Annotated in this window: 17 protein-coding genes; 12 read left to right on the forward strand and 5 right to left on the reverse strand. The window is 46.2% G+C overall.

Annotated elements, in window-relative coordinates:
• Positions 1-140 precede the first annotated feature (140 nt).
• From RCO25_RS30630 to RCO25_RS30670, 9 genes are all read left to right on the forward strand, one after another.
• Positions 141-1,766: a sensor histidine kinase gene (locus tag RCO25_RS30630; protein WP_308999870.1), complete on the forward strand. Its 1,626-nt coding sequence runs from the start codon at positions 141-143 to the stop codon at positions 1,764-1,766.
• Complete coding sequence (locus RCO25_RS30635) at positions 1,763-3,361, forward strand: response regulator transcription factor (RefSeq protein WP_308999871.1); 1,599 nt, start codon at positions 1,763-1,765, stop codon at positions 3,359-3,361. The genes RCO25_RS30630 and RCO25_RS30635 overlap by 4 nt, the downstream gene beginning before the upstream one ends.
• A gap of 125 nt (positions 3,362-3,486) precedes the next feature.
• On the forward strand, positions 3,487-5,148 hold the full coding sequence (locus RCO25_RS30640) for an extracellular solute-binding protein (RefSeq protein WP_308999872.1): 1,662 nt from the start codon (positions 3,487-3,489) through the stop codon (positions 5,146-5,148).
• A 76-nt stretch (positions 5,149-5,224) separates the two neighbouring features.
• Positions 5,225-6,124: an ABC transporter permease gene (locus tag RCO25_RS30645; protein WP_308999873.1), complete on the forward strand. Its 900-nt coding sequence runs from the start codon at positions 5,225-5,227 to the stop codon at positions 6,122-6,124.
• Positions 6,125-6,141: 17 nt separating this feature from the next.
• A complete protein-coding gene (locus RCO25_RS30650; RefSeq protein ID WP_308999874.1) occupies positions 6,142-7,026 on the forward strand; it encodes a carbohydrate ABC transporter permease in 885 nt (294 codons plus the stop codon).
• Positions 7,027-7,045: 19 nt separating this feature from the next.
• On the forward strand, positions 7,046-8,155 hold the full coding sequence (locus RCO25_RS30655; protein WP_308999875.1) for a Gfo/Idh/MocA family protein: 1,110 nt from the start codon (positions 7,046-7,048) through the stop codon (positions 8,153-8,155).
• A gap of 29 nt (positions 8,156-8,184) precedes the next feature.
• Entirely contained in the window at positions 8,185-8,937 is a 753-nt protein-coding gene (locus RCO25_RS30660; protein ID WP_308999876.1) for a sugar phosphate isomerase/epimerase family protein, read from the forward strand.
• The gene (locus tag RCO25_RS30665; protein ID WP_308999877.1) at positions 8,938-10,005 is read left to right on the forward strand and encodes an oxidoreductase; all 1,068 of its coding nucleotides are present in this window, start codon (positions 8,938-8,940) and stop codon (positions 10,003-10,005) included.
• 4 nt (positions 10,006-10,009) lie between these two features.
• Positions 10,010-10,834 carry a sugar phosphate isomerase/epimerase family protein gene (locus RCO25_RS30670; RefSeq protein ID WP_308999878.1) on the forward strand — a complete coding sequence of 275 codons (825 nt, stop codon included), beginning with the start codon at positions 10,010-10,012 and terminating at the stop codon, positions 10,832-10,834.
• 346 nt (positions 10,835-11,180) lie between these two features.
• Here the strand turns inward: RCO25_RS30670 and RCO25_RS30675 are convergent, their stop codons facing one another.
• The gene (locus tag RCO25_RS30675) at positions 11,181-11,618 is read right to left on the reverse strand and encodes a type II toxin-antitoxin system VapC family toxin (RefSeq protein ID WP_308999886.1); all 438 of its coding nucleotides are present in this window, start codon (positions 11,616-11,618) and stop codon (positions 11,181-11,183) included.
• Positions 11,615-11,866 carry an AbrB/MazE/SpoVT family DNA-binding domain-containing protein gene (locus RCO25_RS30680; RefSeq protein WP_308999879.1) on the reverse strand — a complete coding sequence of 84 codons (252 nt, stop codon included), beginning with the start codon at positions 11,864-11,866 and terminating at the stop codon, positions 11,615-11,617. Before RCO25_RS30680 ends, RCO25_RS30675 begins: the two co-directional genes overlap by 4 nt.
• 164 nt (positions 11,867-12,030) lie before the next feature.
• On the opposite strand from RCO25_RS30680, the gene RCO25_RS30685 reads away from it, so the two are divergent.
• The gene (locus tag RCO25_RS30685) at positions 12,031-13,122 is read left to right on the forward strand and encodes a tyrosine-type recombinase/integrase (protein WP_308999880.1); all 1,092 of its coding nucleotides are present in this window, start codon (positions 12,031-12,033) and stop codon (positions 13,120-13,122) included.
• Between the two features lie 803 nt (positions 13,123-13,925).
• On the opposite strand, the gene RCO25_RS30690 is transcribed toward RCO25_RS30685, so the two are convergent.
• On the reverse strand, positions 13,926-14,129 hold the full coding sequence (locus RCO25_RS30690; RefSeq protein WP_308999881.1) for a hypothetical protein: 204 nt from the start codon (positions 14,127-14,129) through the stop codon (positions 13,926-13,928).
• A 149-nt stretch (positions 14,130-14,278) separates the two neighbouring features.
• On the opposite strand from RCO25_RS30690, the gene RCO25_RS30695 reads away from it, so the two are divergent.
• On the forward strand, positions 14,279-14,686 hold the full coding sequence (locus tag RCO25_RS30695) for a MarR family winged helix-turn-helix transcriptional regulator (protein WP_308999882.1): 408 nt from the start codon (positions 14,279-14,281) through the stop codon (positions 14,684-14,686).
• A 1,333-nt stretch (positions 14,687-16,019) separates the two neighbouring features.
• Here the strand turns inward: RCO25_RS30695 and RCO25_RS30700 are convergent.
• Complete coding sequence (locus tag RCO25_RS30700; RefSeq protein ID WP_308999883.1) at positions 16,020-16,736, reverse strand: DUF421 domain-containing protein; 717 nt, start codon at positions 16,734-16,736, stop codon at positions 16,020-16,022.
• A gap of 358 nt (positions 16,737-17,094) precedes the next feature.
• Positions 17,095-17,853, reverse strand: coding sequence for a DUF4046 domain-containing protein (locus RCO25_RS30705; protein ID WP_308999884.1), 759 nt, complete (start codon positions 17,851-17,853; stop codon positions 17,095-17,097).
• A gap of 354 nt (positions 17,854-18,207) precedes the next feature.
• Between RCO25_RS30705 and RCO25_RS30710 the strand changes: the two genes are divergently transcribed.
• Positions 18,208-19,133 (forward strand): spore germination protein (locus RCO25_RS30710; protein ID WP_308999885.1); only part of this gene is annotated, 926 nt, incomplete at its 3' end.

Consider the following 19,133-nt stretch of genomic DNA (forward strand, 5'->3'; position numbering starts at 1 on the left):
TGGTACCCCTTTCTATGCATTCAATTTTCAATTGGCTCGTATCCATACGAATTTTACCAAAACTCCTTCTCACTTTTCTTCTGATATTGGGGCCGATCTATTATATCGGACTTACGATGAATCGACAGGGTGCGGAACATATGAAGACTGAAATTGGAAATTCCTTGATATCCCGAGTGAGTCTATACATGGAGATCCTGGATGTCGATTTCGACCGGACGATCCGCCTGATGCAGGAATACGTCAACGATGACGACTTATTAGATTTAAGCGTGACTTCGGAAATCATGACGGATATCGAGCGAACGGAGGCTACTCTGAGAGTGAAGCATCGGCTCGATCTACTGCGGGAGTCCAGCGCTTTCTTAACCTCGGCTTTCGCGATGATCCCTTCGATGGACCGAACGATAACTTCCGAGCCCTCCACAATTTCCGAGTTTGATCGAAGTCAATTCGATGCATTGCGGCAGTTGAAGAACTTATACGAAACACCCTTCCTGGAATGGAATGGCCGTGTATTCATCAGTGTGCCTTATCCCGATGTGGGCACTGTCAAGACACCATTGTTTATTGCAGCAGTTGAAGTATCGAGAGCCGAGCTGACAGATGCGTTGGAGCGATTCACCAACGAAGGGGGCGGCGCAGTGTTGTCGGGCCGGAGCATTCCATGGACGGTTGCAGGAGCGATAGGCGAAGGCCAAGGACAGACATTCAGAGAACAGATGGAGTGGATCGGGTCCTCAGCTGCAAACGAGGTGCGTACAATTACTGTCGGCGGTGAACCGTATATGCTAGCGCAGAAGGAGTCTGAACGACTGGACGTTACATTAAGCATGTTCGTACCCTATCAGAAGATTGAGGAGCCGCTTCGCGACTACGAGAGATGGCTTATCGTTTTATCGACCATGTCCGTCGCTCTGGTGCTGATATTCTCTTTTAGTATATACCGTATGATCCACAGGCCGCTGAAATCGTTGATTCATGCTTTTCGCAGGCTGAAACAGGGCAATTTCAATGTCGCTTTGCAGTATTCCCTCAAGGATGAATTCGGCTATCTATACGAACAATTCAATGCTACCGTACGTCAGTTGAACGTACTTGTCCACGAAGTATATGAACAGCAGTATCGGGCCCGGCTTTCCGAGCTCCGTCACTTGCAGTCTCAAATCAACCCACATTTTCTATATAATACTTATTTTCTGCTGTATCGGATGGCGCTCCGCAAAGATTTCGATAACGTTATACCCTTGACAAAACATCTGGGAGAATACTTTCAATACATTACCCGAGACGGGATGGAAGAGGTTCCGTTCGAGGCGGAAGCCAGTCACGCCAAGACGTATATGGAGATTCAATCGATTCGGTTCGAGGATCGTATTTATGCCGTGTTCGAGGATCTACCTGAGGGAGCCGAAAAAATTGCCGTACCGAGGCTCGTCTTGCAACCAGTTATCGAGAATGCGTACAAGCATGCGTTAGAGAAAAAAGAACAGGACGCCCGCCTCACCGTTAAAACAGAAATCAGGGATAAGGCATTGCGTGTAACGGTGGAAGACAATGGGGAAGAAATGACAGCCGAACGTCTGGAGGAGCTCCAGGCAATGTTGGAAGGGACAAGAGAACCGGTGGAGACGTCGGGGCTTGTGAACGTTCACCGTCGGCTACGGATTAAGTATGGCGAGCGCGGAGGCCTTTTTCTCCGTCTAGGGGAAAACCGAGGGCTATGTGTGGAGATAGTAATACCATTGGAGGAGAACGAACGATGACCAAGCTTCTAATTGTAGATGATGAGCCTTATACAGTCGATGGTCTGTACGACATGTTAAGCGAAGTAGAGGGTCTCTCATTGGAACTATATACGGCGACCTCAGCAAAGGAAGCTATCCAGCGGTTGACCCGGACGCGGGTGGATATCGTCATCAGCGATATCCAGATGCCCGGTATGGACGGCTTAGAGCTGCAACTATGGATCGCAGGCCGATGGCCGCGCTGCAAGGTCATCTTTCTGACCGGGTACGGCCATATTCATTACGCGCAACAGGCCATCCGTGGAGGCAGCGTTGATTATATTCTGAAGACGGAGGGGGACGAAGCAATCGTCAAGAGCGTGTGTGCAGCCATTGATGCAATCAGGAAGGAAGCGGCCAGCGACCAGTTCCTGCTCCGGGCGAAAAGTCAGCTACAGCAAGCGCTCCCAGTGCTTAGGAAGGAATGGTTCTACGAGTTGACCGAAAGTAATCTCGCAGCCGATTCACTCAGCAGCGCAAAATTCGAGCAATTGAGATCCGAATTATCGGCTATGGAATCAGTGTTGCTTGTCGGCGGCCGCGTTGACCGTTGGAGCGAGAAAGATCGGTTTGAACAGCAAGCGCTGCTGCTGTATGCGATTCAAAATATAGCGGAGGAATACTTTGCTCACGTTCATATGTTAGCGATCATTCTGGAAGGCTCCGAATTCGTGTGGCTGATCCAACCGCAAACGGTAGAAATTTCGGAGGACGTATGGAAGGATACGATCGCTTATGTGCTTGCTACGATGGAGAGTATCCAAACCGCGTGCCGCACACTTTTGAAGCTTCCTGTTTCCTTGGTTTGTACCGGTGTTCCGGAGTCTTGGAGCCGAATGGGCACTGTTTACAGCCGTTTGAAGAAAACGATGGTACTCAGTCTAGGGAACGGGGAGGAGATGTTGATCTCCTATTGTGCCGAGGAGATAAGCCCTGCCGGTTCTGACGGTTACAGGCGGAGCATCGCGGAGCTGGAGCGATATCTCGAGGCCAACGACGAGGCCGAATTCCGGCGATCCGCCGAAGAACTATTTCAACGCATCCCGAACCGGTTCGGGATGTACGCACAGGTGTATTACGGAATAGCCGTTCTTTTGCTTGGACAGTTGAATAAACTTGAACCTCTTGACGAATCGGCAGAGAAGGGCTTGTACAATCTGCTGGACATCCACGCTCATCGCTCCAAGGAGGAAGCGCTGCAGAAGCTGTTATTGACGGCCACCGATCTATTCAAGCAGCACAAAGCGCTGCAAGACGAACGTACTCATCGCGTCATCCAAAAGCTTAATCAACATATCAGGGAGAATCTTGCGAACGATTTGTCATTGGATACGCTTGCGGATCTTGTACACATGAATGCTTCGTATTTGTCGAATTTATACAAGCAATACACAGGAACAAACATCTCGGATTACATTACGGAACTACGAATAGGGATGGCGAAGGATCTGCTGTTGAATACGCCCCACAAGATTCATGAAATCGCCGATCTTATGGGCTTTGGCGCAGCTCCTTACTTCACGAGATATTTTAAACGTCATGTGGGTGTCACTCCGCAGGAGTATCGCGGCTAATTCCGCAACCTACAAAAGGAAGATAAGAAAACCAAAGAGATAGAAATATACGCTTTAGCGCTCGCTATCTATACTAAAATTATCAACAACAAAATCAAGCAAGCAAAAAAAGGGAGGCGAAAGATTTGAGTAAAAGAAAAAAATGGACAACGGTTCTCGTATCCATGCTTATTGCAAGCTTGCTTGTCACCGCCTGCAGTAGAACGGAAGAGCAAGAAAACACCGAGAAAACGCAAGAGCCAGCGACAGACACGGGAGATCCTTTCTTGGGGAAATATGATCCTCCGATTGAGGTTTCGACCGTCAGGATCATTGACAGCCCGAAGTTCGTGGAGGGCGAGGATCTTGACAACAATATATGGATGCGTACGATTTCCGAACGGCTCGGCATCAAGGTGAACAATCAATGGGTTGTGCAGGCCGCACAGGGTACGGAGAAGATGAACGTCACGATAGCTTCCGGCGATCTGCCCGATATCTTCTCGGTGAATGCAAGCCAATTCAATCAGTTGGTGGAAGCCGGCGAAATCATGGACTTGACTGAAGTTTACGAGAAGCATGCGAGTCCGTTAGTGAAAAGTTTCCTGGATGAGGCGACGAACTCCCTCGCATCCGCCACATTCGACGGCAAGCTGATGGGCATCCCGCAGCCGGGAGGCCTGGTCGACGCAGCGCCGGTCCTGTGGATCCGAAAAGATTGGTTGGACAAACTCGGACTGTCTGAACCGAAAACCATGAGTGACGTTCTTGCGATTTCTGAAGCGTTCACAACAAGAGATCCTGACGGTAACGGTCAGAACGATACAACCGGCCTTGCATTGATGAAAGATTTGTACGGCAACTACGGATCCATCGATGGATTCATGAATAGCTACAATGCTGCTCCGCAATCGTGGGTGAAAGCGGAAGACGGAACGCTGGTGTACGGCAGCATTCAGCCGGAAATGAAAGCCGCGCTTGCCTCTTTGCAAGATATGTATAAGAATGGCCAAATCGATCGGGAGTTTGGCGTTAAAGACGCGTTAAAGGCAGGAGAGTTGGCTGCTTCCGGCAAGCTTGGCATGACATATGGCGCATTCTATATATCTCTTGACCAACTGAAGTCCAGCACAGCAAACGATCCGAATGCTGATTGGGAGCCATACCCGATCTTTAACGAAGAAGGAGTGGCGAATCCACAAATTCCTGCCTTGGTTGTAAACGGTTATCATGTCGTTAGGAAGGATGCGGAGCATCCGGAAGCGCTTCTTAAAATGTTAAACTTATATGCCGAAATCCAAAACGATCCGGTCACTCCTCTGGATGTCAAGCAAGCACACTGGAATGCCAATGGAATTCAAACATGGATATACGCCCCGTTCTTGACCGGTCCGGCGAGTCCGAATCTAGGTTACCATAAGAAAGTGGTGGAAGCCTTAAATAATAAGGACGAGACAAATCTTAATTCTGAAGAGAAGATTATGTATGGATATAGTTTGGCGATGGAAGAAGGCACAGGCACTGTTGACGATTGGGCATACGACAAAGTGTTCGGGCGGAATAGCTCATACGCAGTGATCGATCGCTATATACAGGAGAACTTGTTGAAGTCCGGAGAGTTTTATGGAGCGAGCACTCCGACCATGGCGGAACGCATGGGAACACTGAAGAAAATGGAGATTGAGACTTTCACGAAAATTATACTCGGCGATCCAGTCGATTCATTCGACAAGTTCGTAAGCGATTGGAAAAAGCTTGGCGGCGAACAAATTACGCAAGAAGTCAACGAGTGGTATATATCCAGATAGCAGCAACTTGAGAAAGGTAAAGGTTGAGTGCCGGTGTCCTTCCCGGCACTCTCGTTTTTAGAAGAGGAGGTTTTCCATGGCAGTCAAGAAACGCAAAATTCAATGGACGCTTCATCTGATGATCCTGCCGGCGTTACTATTGATTCTCTTGTATAGTTACGGTCCGATGTTCGGAATCGTAATCGCGTTCCAGAAATTCATCCCTGCACGCGGTATTGCCGGATCTAATTGGGTTGGTTGGGACAATTTCCGATTTGTGATGGAGATGCCCGATTTTTACCGGGTGCTTCGCAACACCGTTTTCATCTCGGCCATGAAAATCATTGCAAACCTTGTGGTGCCGATCATGATAGCGCTGCTCTTAAACGAGATTCGCAAAGAAGCGTTCAAGCGTAGCTTTCAAACTTTGGTGTATTTGCCCCACTTCCTTTCGTGGATTCTGCTTGGAGGGATATTAATCGATATCTTATCCCCGTCAAACGGTATTGTGAACCAATTTCTGGGATGGTTGGGTATTGATCCGATTTATTTCCTTGGAGATCGGACATGGTTCCCATACGTATTGGTCGGGTCTGACACTTGGAAAGAATTTGGTTATAACACGATCGTCTATCTCGCAGCAATCACAGGGATCAACCTGTCACTTTATGAAGCGGCCATTGTCGATGGAGCGAGCCGTTGGAAGCAGACGCTCCACATTACACTGCCCGGCATAGCACCGATTATCGTGCTGCTTTGCGTATTAAGCCTGGGCAATGTGTTGAACGCCGGCTTCGATCAGGTATTCAATCTTTATAGTCCGCAAGTTTATGAGACGGGAGATATTATAGATACGTTTGTCTACCAACTTGGGTTGGTGGACGCGCAATATTCCGTCGGAACAGCAGTCGGCTTATTCAAGTCCTTTGTGTCGCTCGTGTTTATTCTCGTTTCTTACGTATTAGCATACCGACTGGCGGGCTACCGAATTTTTTAGTGAAAGGAGCGTTGGATATGGTAGAGCGGCACTCCATCGGCCGAAGACTCTTTGATTGCTTTAATTATACTTTTCTAACCGTGTTGTCCCTCATGTGTTTATTCCCGCTTATCCATGTATTGGCTGTCTCGTTCAGTTCGAGTGAGGCTGCAGCAGGTGGATTCGTCAAGTTCTGGCCCGTTGGATTTACGACCGCTTCGTACGAATATGTATTGAAGCAAGGTAAATTTTTCGAGGCATTTCAAGTGACGCTGCAGCGTGTCGGACTCGGGGTTGCCGTGAACATGTTTCTTACGATACTTGTCGCTTATCCTTTGTCGAAGGAAAGGAATGCATTTCGGTCAAGGACGATATATGCGTGGGTATTCATTATAACCATTCTATTTAGCGGGGGTCTGATCCCGCTATACATGACAGTGAAATATACCGGTTTGCTGGATTCCATCTGGGCCTTAGTGCTGCCTGGCGCAGTACCCGTTTTCAACATTATCTTGCTGATGAACTTCTTCCGGAACTTGCCAAAGGAGCTGGAGGAAGCGGCGTTCATCGACGGTGCGGGTCAATGGACGACAATGTGGCGCATCTTTGTTCCGCTATCGCTTCCTTCGCTTGCTACCATCACGCTATTCGCGACGGTGAATCATTGGAACTCCTGGTTCGACGGGCTTATTTTCATGAATCGGCCGGAGAATTATCCATTGCAAAGTTATCTGCAGACGATAATCGTGCAGCAGGATCTATCGGATATCGCTTCGAAAAATCTTGGTTTGTTGGCTGAAATCAACGACAGGACGTTTAAAGCAGCGCAAATATTTCTAGGAGCGTTTCCAATATTGATGGTATATCCGTTTTTGCAGCGCTTTTTCATCAAAGGGATTGTTCTTGGCAGTGTAAAGGAATAAAGAGAGGGGATTTAAAATCATGAAACGAGTGAAAGTGGGTATCATTGGCTGCGGTATGATCAGCGGCATTTACTTGGAAAATTGTGTGAACCAGTTCGACATTCTGGATGTCGCAGCGGTCGCGGATCTGGTTCCTGAATTGGCGATGAAGCGCGCGGCTGAGTTTGGTGTGCCTAAAGCTTGTACTGTCGAAGAATTACTCGCAGATCCGGAGATCGAAATCGTAATTAATCTGACTGCGCCGCATGTGCATACGGAAGTGAATTTGCAAATCTTGAATTCAGGCAAACATGCGTATACAGAAAAGCCGTTCGCTTTGTCCCAGGAAGACGCTGATCGCGTGCTGTCTCTAGCTCTAGAGAAGGGGCTCCGCGTCGGTTCTGCCCCGGATACGTTTCTTGGCGGGGGACTTCAGACGTGTCGTAAAATTATCGACGACGGATGGATTGGCATACCTTATGCAGCGAGCGGCTCGATTATGATGGGCCATGCTTGGGATGGTATGCATCCGAATATGGGAGCTCTACTGAGACCGGGATGGGACCCGCTCTTCGATATTGCTCCGTATTATTTTACTGCCATGGTTAATTTGTTGGGCCCTGTTCGGCAAGTGTCGGGGTTCACTTCTAACGTACGTGAGCAACTTACTATTACAAATCCAAGAGCGCCGCGTTTCGGAGAGACGTTCCCCGTGGAAGCGTTCATGAATACGGCTGCGGTACTTCAATTCGAATCCGGAGTGATTGCCACCATGCAAGCGGCTAAGGAGAGCTTCGGTTATGCGCCAAGACTTGAAATCTACGGAACCGAAGGTACTCTGTATGTTCCCGATCCGAACAATTTTGATGGTGAGATTCGCATTTTGCAGCGTAACGGAATAATGAAAGAAATTCCTTATTCCCATGGTTTTTCGGCCAACAGCAGAGGCATCGGGATCGCGGACATGGCGCACGCCATTCGATCCGGCCGTCCGCATCGGGCAAGCGGTGAGATGGCGAGACATGTGCTGGACGTCACGCTCGGTTTGCTTGATTCTTCCTCATCGGGTCGGCATACGACTGTTGAAGCGCCATTTAAACGTCCAGCGCCGCTGCCCCTCGGATTACAATACAATTTGTTAGATGAGTAATCATTTTCTGTTGAGAGGAAGATTTGTTTATGACATTTGCAATCGGATTGCAGCCGTGGACTATCCGCGCAGAATTGGATATTGATTTCTTTGGATCCTTGGAGAAGGCAGCAACGATCGGCTATCAAGGAGTTGAGGTTGGAATGCCGCCGAGCGGGACAACGCCGCAGGAATTCAAGGCGCATCTTGATCGAATAGGCCTTCGCGCCATCAGTATTCACTCGGGCATGGATGATTTGAAGAACGAATTGGATTCATTGCTCGACTACGCAACGACAATTGAGAGCAAATATATAGCGTTATCTTATACCCCTTTCAAATCGAGCCAAGAAATAAAGGACGTTGCCGGGCAATTGAACCGAATAGGAGATCGATGCCGTGAGCGCGGCATTCAGTTGCTTTACCATAATCACGACTGGGAATTTTTAGATTTTAATGGCACATCCGCGTATGACTTGCTCTTGCAGGAAACGGATCCGGCGCTCGTTCAGATGGAGTTGGATGTGTATTGGGTGGCCAAGGGAGGAGAGGATCCGATCCGTTACTTGCGACTGCTCAAGGGGCGGTGCCCGCTTTTGCATGTGAAGGACATGGAGCCGGGGGAAGAGCGGTTCTTCGCTGAGGTTGGCGCAGGGATTTTACCAATGTCCCAGATCATCGAAGCGGCAGCCGATGCGGGGACGGAGTGGTTAATTGTCGAACAGGACGAATGTCGTCGTCCGCCGTTCGATAGCATCGCCACAAGTTTCAGAAACCTAAAGTCGATGGGGGTTGTTGTTTAGATGGTAGGGGAATTGCGCGTAGGGCTGATCGGTTACGGATACGCCGGATGTACATTACATGCGCCGGTCATTACTTCGGTGCCGGAGTTGAAGTTGACCAAAGTCGTAGAGCGCAAAGGCACAGTCTCCAAGAAGCGGTACCCGTGGGTGAATGTCGTCGACGACGTTCGCGCCTTGTATGAAGATCCGGACATCGACTTGGTCGTGGTCACAACTCCGAGCACGGACCATTTCACATTCACTCGAGACGCCTTGCTGGCAGGGAAACACGTTGTTGTGGAGAAGCCTTTTACGCCGACGTCTGTGGAAGCGGATGAATTGATTGCACTAGCGAAGAGGCAGGGTAAGGTGCTCAGCGTCTTCCATAACCGCCGGTGGGACGGCGATTTTCTGACGATTAAAGAGCTGCTACGTCAGGGGCGCCTCGGGAAACTTATGGAATGCGAGTTCCGTTGGGACGGGTTCAATCCGGAAGTATCCGGAAACTGGCGGGATGCTGCCGGTCCAGGCACTGGCGTATGGTATGACTTAGGTGTCCATTTCCTGGACCAGGCTTTATGCTTATTCGGCATTCCGGAATCCATTGAAGCCGACATTCAAACGCAAAGAAAGGGAGGGGCTGCTCCCGATTATTTCGATGTCACGCTGCGCTACCCTAACCATTTGAAGGTCATTCTCAAATCATCGAGGTTCGTCCGCATTCCGACGCCGAGGTATTCACTTCACGGAACACTCGGCTCTTATGTCAAATACGGCACCGATCCGCAAGAGTCGGCACTGATCGCGGGACATACGCCTGCCACTGTCTCGGATTGGGGCAAAGAGCCATCCGAAATGTGGGGTAAGCTGATTACTTCCATTGACGGAATACATTTAGAAGGTAATGTAGAGACGTTCCCAGGCAATTATGCCGGATATTACCGAAACGTAAATGAGCACATTGCCGGCCGTTCTGAGCTGGAGGTCAAACCGGAAGAGGCGCGAACCGCGGTTCGAATCATTGAATTGGCGTTGAAGAGCTGCGCGGAAGGCAAAGCAATTTCCATAAACGAGGAATTGGAGGGATAATGCCATGTTTCCGTTCAAGACAGCATTAAATGCCTCTACCCTGTTTCCATTTACACGCGATGTTGAACGGCAAATCACTATTGCTTCCGAGGCTGGTTATCAAGGCATCGAGCTGTGGGTGGAAGACATTCAAACTTATTTGTCTCAAGGAGGGACGACAGATCTTTTATGTTCCAAGTTAGATGAAGCCAGGATCGAGCTCGTGAACGCAATTGCCTTCTTCCCGTGGGCGGACGTCAACGACGAGGTTCGCAAAATGGGAATGCAACAAGCAAAAGAAGAGATGCAGATTCTCGCTGAGGTTGGTTGCAAGGCCGTGGCGGCACCGCCGATCGGTTCCGTTGAGGCGGTGACATTGGAACAGTTCGCAAATTACTTTTCTGAATTGTTCGAATTAGGGGATAAACTTGGCGTAGAGCCTTATCTAGAATTTTGGGGAAGGGCCAAGAAGCTCTCTACGCTGAAAGAGGCACAGGAGGTATTGTCACGAAGTGGGATCCCAAACGCAAAGATGCTGTTAGACCCTTTTCACATGTATACCGGAGGCAGTCCCTTTGAAGCGCTGGGTAAACTCGAGGGTTCACGTATCGGATTATTTCACGTCAATGATTATCCGGATATCCCGACCCGAGAAATGATTGGGGACGATTCGCGTGTGTTTCCCGGGGAAGGAGTAGCGCCGACGAGTAGAATCGCGGAACTGTTACTTGCGTCGGGTTACCACGGTTATTTATCTCTGGAGTTGTTCCAAAGCTCCTATGGAAGTCGGAGTGCCGCTGAGACAGCCTCATACGGTTTGCACACAATTAAGCAAAATTATTCCAACTAATTACCTTGTGATGGGTTGAAATTAGGCTGAGTTAGAACTTGTTCTTAAGTAAAGTCCTTGATTTTCGAGGACTTTTTTTATTAGTTCTTGCTCATTGAGGAGATATTGTTTTTTCATCCGACATTGGGAGATCTGCTTTAACGATTTAATACACTATTTTATGAAATAGGAAGTTTTATACATACGTCTGAGACTGTCAATACGGAGACTGCCCATAAATCTTTTTTTGAAAGTGGGCGAACGATCTGCTCCTTTTTTTACAGACGTACTGACGAGATTCCAGTTCCAGCACATGACTGACTGAGGGATCAGTGCGGACCAGGAACGAGCTAGCCTTTACTTGCAGTTATAATTGAGCCAAAGTTCTACAAGGTATTTCCTCTACCTGTTCCAGTCGTAAATCATTTGTAACAAAAACATCCGCTTGTGCTAGGATGGCGGATGCAATCATGAGCGCATCCGGTGTTTTCATTCCATATTTTCCTCGTAGGAAGGCGGCCCGTTCGGCAACCGTATTATCCACGGGCATAACCGAAAGATTGGGGAAGTGGGCGAAAAGCAGCTTGTACTGTTTCTCTAGAGCCAGGTTCCCATCCCGAATCGGTTTCACAAGGATCTCGGTCAATGAAATGGTCGAAGCAACGGCTGAATAGGCTCCTTCCTCAATTTGTTCGAGCAGCCACTTCGCTTTCTCACCAAATTCAGGATGCTGCTCAAACACGTAAATAAAAATGTTTGTGTCCAACGCTATTTTCTTATATGAAGAGGGGGAGGAGGCATTCACCAATTATCTCTCTCCTTCCGAACATAATCATCACTGGGTTCATCTATCCATAATTCTTTTCCAAGTCCCCAAAGTTTGTCGGAGAATGATTTTGGTTTTGGCATCACAATGATCTCGTCACGAACCTCATCATACTGCCATAACAGTTTATCGCCAACTGCCAATTTTGCTTTCACGCGTATTTCTTCAGGAATCGTTATCTGATACTTCGTCCGAATTTCGCTTTCCAATTTAATATAATGTTCCATATCACACCGTCCTTTTTATTCGTCTTACTATTATCCATTTTATCATACTCGAAGCGATTTAATCCAACTTTAAAACAGAAATCCAAAACACGGCACAGATTGTCCCTTCTGTGCTCTAAGTTGTGCTATAGTAGGTAGAAAAAGACGTTCAAGGAGACTGCTAAGTGAGACAAAACACGACACGGAAGAATTTTTCGGTCTATGACCCGGAGGAGGACAGATTGACTCTTTGGAAAGAGCGCTACATGGGGATGGAAATATCAGGGGACCGGAAGCGAGATGTCGAAAAAAAGATTGATCTGCAGCTAAGCCGGTTCATTGACTTCTTTCGGGAACGGTACGGATATGAAAAAGTAACGGCTGTTGTAAAACGGGATGTTACGGCGTGGCTCGAGCAGCTGTATAATTCTCCCGAAAAGGGAGGGAAGGGTTATGCGCCGGCTACCGTGAACAATCACCAGGCTGCACTGTCCCGGTTTATGAAGTGGCTTCGAGTTCGAGCGCCGCATCTGTTGTCGGAAGATCCGACCAAAGGGATCCGGGAGATTATGCTGCCGGATCCCAAGCCGCGCACGCTGACTTCCGAGCAAATTCTTACCCTTAAAAACATCTGTGACCGACTCGAGCGGTTTCATCTCAAAAAGGACCGGCGCCGGATGAAAGGAAAAATGGAACTCAAAACGCATGCGCGCCCGCAGCGCGATCGGGCGATCGTTTACGTTCTGCTTTCGACGGGGCTTCGCCGAGAGGAACTGGTGAATCTGAATTTGGATCAAGTCGAACCTAGTGACCCTGTGCAGCTACGTGCAGCTCGCAGTGCAAAGATCGTCCGGATACGCGGAAAGGGAAAAACGGAAGGAACCGAGTACTTGTCGGCCGATGCAAGGGCTGCCCTGGCCGATTATTTAGAATTTGAAAGGTATATGGATCACGCGGAGGAAACGCTCGCTTTATTCTTGAGTGCGAAAGGAACTCCGGCTCGAAAAGCAGATGGCCAGCTGTATCCTCGCTCCATTAACCGAATCTTAGAACAAATCGGTAAATGGCACGATGCAGAGCTGAAAGATCCAGAGCGCCACATTTCACCACTGCAGCCGCATAACCTTCGCCATACCTTTGCTAATGAATTAGCCAAACACCCGGATGTGACGGAACAAGATTTAGAACGGCTGTTGCGGCACCGGAATAAACGATATTTATCGATTTATACGAGGCCGCCGGAAGCCACCTCTGCAGGGTTTATTGAAAAGCTATAGTACCCGAAGAAGACCATCTAGTATTTTCTTGCGGGCTTTTATAATTAAACCCATTTATAATTAACCCCGTTGACAGAAGAACTGGAGAATTTAATATGGATTGATCGAGCTTTACTAGGTGCTCTTGGTACTGTAGAAGCAGATTAATGAGCAGTTCCAGCGAGATGAGATGGCTTGAAAAAGTGGTTTCCTTGAAAGGGCGTCCGCGATATCCGTTTTCACTTTACGTAAGCTGGTTTTTTTGGCCTAGTGTGAAATTAACGGATTAATGACAATGTACTGGTATTGATGTTCATCTTGAAACTGAATGACGGGGCTATGGTAGTGTCCGATTGCTTCTAACACTACTGCTGGACGTAGTCCGGTTATGGATTCGAGGTCCTGCACATAGTTTAGGAAAGACGCCAGTCCCTCAAGATTATACTCAAATTGAAGGATCTTCCCATGCGGTATTCCTCGGTCAGTGATGCTTGTGCATGACTTTCTCCTTTGGAAACATTCAGTCCAATGACAGGATTCATGTAACCACTCCTTGTTTTATATTCGCCTGAAGCCCCTAATCTTATTGTCGTCCACATTATCGCATGTGATTCGGGGTCTTGCCCCAACTAGCCTAATCATGGTTTAACAAGTAGGGGGGATGAACGGAATAGCTCTCGAGATCCAAGTCTCACGGGCAGAAACGTTCGACCCCCGGCTACCACAATCTTACGACCATGCAAAAATGAGGTCGACCAGTAATTTCTGGTAACCCCATAATACGAACGGGCAGGATAGCTGAATGGGGAGTAGAAATTTTAAAATTAAAAAGTTTGCTTGTTTTTCTTGTCTTTCTTTTTCAATCTGGGTAATACGAAGAGAGGCGGTACCCCTCCCCATTCGTAAAATTCAACTAAACCGTATATCTCAGCCAAGCTGTATACGACTAAAAATGGTAAGAGACCAATAGCAAAAATAGCAAACAATAATCCGAAGGAAATGGATTTCACAATCTCACTTACTTTCATAAAACTCAACTCCAAATCTAAATAGGATTTTGAAGACAAATCGCCATAGCCAATGGCATAATGTGATTAAATGTCAACTGCAATAATGGATCACCGGGCCTTGAATTTATATCGCAATACGATATAAATATGAAAAGGAGCATGTATAAATGCCAAATCAAAACTTATCGAAATCCTTGTATGAGCAGTTGGCGGATTTTAGATATAAGCTGCGCATATTTATTCACTTCAGTGAAAATGCCGCCAGGGAGGTAGGTCTAACCCCACAACAACACCAATTAATCCTTGCCATTCAAGGATATCCGGGACGTGATTACGCAACCATCTCCGAGGTGGCCGAAAAGCTGCAGATCACGCACCATGCTTGTGTTGGTTTAGTAACCCGCTGCGAAAAATCCGATCTGGTCAAGCGACGTCCTAATCCGGACGATGCACGAAGCGTTCATATTGCATTAACGGCTAAAGGCATCGAGCTCTTGGGGCTTTTATCGGCCGTGCATCTAATGCAGCTTCAAAATCTCCAATTTGATCTAACTTCGTTTAAAGAGATTCATTAATCGGACTTGCTGAAACCAACATATTTGCTTTGGGAGTGTTCAGCTAACGAGTACCGATCGACAAGTTCTGTTATAAGCGTTTAACAGCGTGAAAAGCAGGAGATTAGAAATGCTTAATCTTAACTTTACAACTGAGGATGGGAATGAAGGAGCCATGTTTCTCGAAACCATCCCGCCAATACTCCTGCATGCGTCATGTCTGACAGGTCATGTGGTGTGAAGAACAGGTTGATTCAGCAGAACGAAGGCTGGAGCCATTCAAAAAGAAAAGGTATGCGAACGGATATGTCGCGCGGCTGAAAAATGGTGGGATGTTGCAACAAGGGCTGTCACCCGAAGCAGTTGTTATAAGGCAAAAGCTGAAATACATTTATCATTGTGAGGGTAGGGGCACGACTGATGAATCTACTGTAATGGGAGTGGAGGAACAGCCCCAAGACTAACTGAAAAGAACGATTGTTTTCCAAGCGTGTATTGCACCGATCGGGTAGGAACGTGGGAACATCTCTTCGCAGAGAAGGGATGACACAGTGTGAGCTTAACGATAATGGGATTATCTAGCGGCCCATATCCTTGAGTAACGAGGAACTTATGATCCAGTACGTTCAGTTAGAGCGTATGCGGAGTGCGGCGAAAGTCGCACGCTCGAAAGTCGCACGCTCCGTGTGGAGCAGGTGAAAAGCCGGAGATCACTTCAAACGCTAACCTATTGCTGACGAGAGCTTAATAACGACACAGCAGGCTGCCGACATTTTCTATACGGCGGCCTTTGCTACTTAACGGACAGGATAACAAAATACATTATTGTTAATTGGGTATATTATCCAATGAGGTGATATTCGCTGATGCTACTAAGAAATGGGGTCCTACCAACAAATTAACGTTATCTTAACTCGCAACAGTAAAATCCTTAATTTTCAACGGTTCATTCAATGTTGATATGTAAACAACGTATTCGTCTTGACAATGAGTCTCGCGGCATCAGATTCTAAACACGTGTGCCGATGCCCCTAGGGCACGGTTTACCTTGCAAGGTTATCCGATGCCTGCTCATTGTAAAGACACCACTTCGTTGAATACATTGTTTACAGAGTTAAGTTATCTCGTCAACAAAGTACAATTTTCGATGGTTTTCCCTACATTGCGTACTATGAATAGTATAGAATTTGCTAGTATAGATAAACGCGGTTTGTTGGTAGGACCCCAGGATCGATTCATGATTTATCTGACGCTTTCATCGCTTCAATCTAACAGGAATGCTGCTAACATACAATTTTTTTCTTTTCACGAAGTGACCCCTAATAGTGACATTCTTTGGCTAAAAAGTGTTACTTCAATGCTTAGCGATCGATTGGTTTCTTTTAGCAGAAACTTGGTCAAAAGTTTGGACGAGTAACCCATCCCCCTTCAACCATTCTGCGACAAATACATTCCGAAAATCTTCTACTCCATGAGCTTGAAGTTGAAGCAACAACCATTCCTCATTTCGACCTAGCTCAATCAATTCATCCATTAATAGTTCTCCGTCTCTTATAAGTGTTACTGGAATGTAGACGGTTTTTTCTGGAAGGTTAAGATCCTCCTGTTGAATTTTTTGTTTAGGTGACTTTTTTAATATACTTATAGATCCGTTTGCCTCTAAATAGCAATAAGCAACCTCGCGTATTGAAAAAGTTTCGGACTGCCGAAGGAGGCTTTGAAGTTGATTTATAGTCATTCGATTTTTCTTTAGCTGGTTTCTATTCACAATACCATTATGAATTAATACAGATGGTTTTCCTTCAAAGACCTTACGTAATCCCAAAAACTTTTGGCCTACAATCTCGACCGTTAACAAAAGCAATGCCCATAAGGACATAGAGTAAAAAATATACCAAACACTAACTTTTTCATCATAAACCGCATTTCCTAATAATTCGCCTAAAACAATAGCTGCTATAAATGTAAAAGGTGTAATTTGGTTAATAATCTTTTTGCCAAGAACCTTTACAAGTATAAATAGAAGGAAAAAACCAGTGATTAGTTCTACAGTTAAATAGGTTAATTTCATTTTCGCTGAAACCTCACTCATTCTAAGAATCATAATTTGTTATAACCATTTATATTGATCTGGATTCATTCAAATACAGATTATTAACAGGCGGGTTCGATAGTTGAATAAAACTTAATTAACAAATACTGCATTGTAGATATTTGTCCTTTCTTTTGAAACCAAATGACTGGGAATTTATCCAAAAAGCCGAGGGACGGCCCAAGCGGGTAGAGATAATCAATCACACCCCCGCACAGAACATACATCCCAAAGGATGAGAAAAGCAAAAGGCCACTCGGAATTCTGTCATAAGAATGTGCGATGCCGTATCTTAGTCGCTTTTTCCCGAGTAGAGGACGGTTTTGTCTGTTCATAACTAATTTATTTCCCCTGCTGAATTCACTTGATCGAAAATCCAATGTTTCGCCTTGAGTAATCGCATATCAAAGGCCATTTGATAGAATCCTGTCAGTCGGTATTGGGAAAAATGCCTTTTTTTTAGTTCCTTATGAGCCTCTTGATATGACGAAAATTGAAGTTTTTCGAAAAGAAGACAATCCATCATTTGTTTTATGTTAATAGCATTTTTCCAACAATTCATGGGTACATTGGCAAATTCCCATGGTTGGAATTGATCAGGATATACGGCATCAACCACTTGATAAGGAGATTGTCCAAACAGATTAAAATTGCCACGTATTCTATGCTCCTTAAAAAAATGATAGTTTATACACTGTGGAATTTCATGATAAGGAATCCTGCATTTTTCTTCGCTCACATACTTGATCGCTTCGATAGCTCGTTGTCGTCCTTTCTCCCCTTTCCAGTAACCATTGGAAACTTGCCTGAACTCCCACGCGTAAAATTGACCGGGATACGCATGTTGAACCAACTCAATAAAATTCCATCCATGTACTGTGGCAGGGGGACGCAAACGATGTCTCCAAAGAATATCTGCACTTACTCGATCAGGAATGTCTTCAATGGGTATGTTCAAATATTCTTCGATTAAATATCGTGTCAGATAAGCCAAGTTTTTCTTTCCTTGTTCACCTACAAAAAGTTGGTTAGGAAATCGACAGCATTTCTCTTGCAGTAGATCAATATAAACGGTGACCAAATCTGATCCTTCCATGTGTTACTCCCCCTCTCGTGTGTATTTTTACCAATTACCTATGATTTAGACCCTAAATAGTGGATTTTCTATATCTGTAAAGGGGTAGAGCCAACATTTCAACTTCATACGCTAAGGATTAGCGGGCATGATTTGGGATTGTTTCTGCCAGAGTGGGGACTAAGATCATCATTTTTCGCTATCTTCAAAGACGTCAACTCTTCCATCAGATAAGCCAGAAAGGGATACGTTTACTAATCGTATCCCTTTCTTTTGTTTATCCAATCTCCTTCATGTCAATAATGATATCTGTATCAGCGAAGGGTTTAGTTCGAAACACAAAATACTGGAAATGTGATAAAGTGGGGCGTGCAAATGGAGCAGGGCGGGTTCCTTGGGGAAACAAGCGGTAAAGACTCTTCGACAAGTACGACTTTACTTGATCAGAAGACCGGAAACAACGGCGGAGAAAAAAAACCAATTTCGAAAATTCTTGAGGTTAATCAGCAGCAAATTAAGGATAACTTCGATGATTGTTACGACTTTGTATTTCTGTCGTGGAGGTATGGTCCTGAACTCGGGAATGAGGCTTTTTCCGTCTATTTTGATACATTAGTTGAAGAAAAAAAGGTTAATTACATGAAAGCCGCGCTGCAGGATCTGGTGAGCCATGAGATTGGACAAGGAACAGAGGTTACACCTGAGATCTTCATGCGATTTTTTGAAAAACATGGCGCTTCTAGTCAAACCGCGGTGCTTATCGATGATTTTGATACAGTGGTCGTAAGACTTCTGAACGGAGATCTCGTCATTTTCATAGACGGATGGGATAAAGTGCTGAGCTTTCAGACCGTTAAAGTTCAAGGCAGACAAATCACCGAACCGGTCAATGAAGCGGTTGTTTACGGCCCCCGGGAAAGCTCAGTAGAAAACCTGAAAAAAAATATCGGTCTAATCCGGGCCCGCATTAAATCTCCTCGATTTAAACTGGAATCCTTGACAGGAGGAGGAGAAAGTCAAACGGAGGTCGTTTACGGTTACATTGACGGCAGCGTAGATCCGGAAACATTGGCTGAATTTAAAAGGCGGATCGGCACCATTAAGGATAAGGAAATACTGGAAATATCTTATGTTGAAGAACTTATTGAGGATTCTACTTATTCTCCCTTCCCTCAATTCCGCTATACCGAGCGGCCGGATGTAGTGGCAGCGGCATTAATTGATGGAAAGATCGTCGTAATCTGTCAAGGCTCCGGCATGATGATGCTTTGTCCCGGCTTGTTTGTCGAGCTGCTGCAGTC

Origin of the sequence: Paenibacillus sp. LHD-38, assembly GCF_031157315.1 — a bacterium.
In the GTDB taxonomy this organism is placed as follows: Bacteria; Bacillota; Bacilli; order Paenibacillales; family Paenibacillaceae; genus Pristimantibacillus.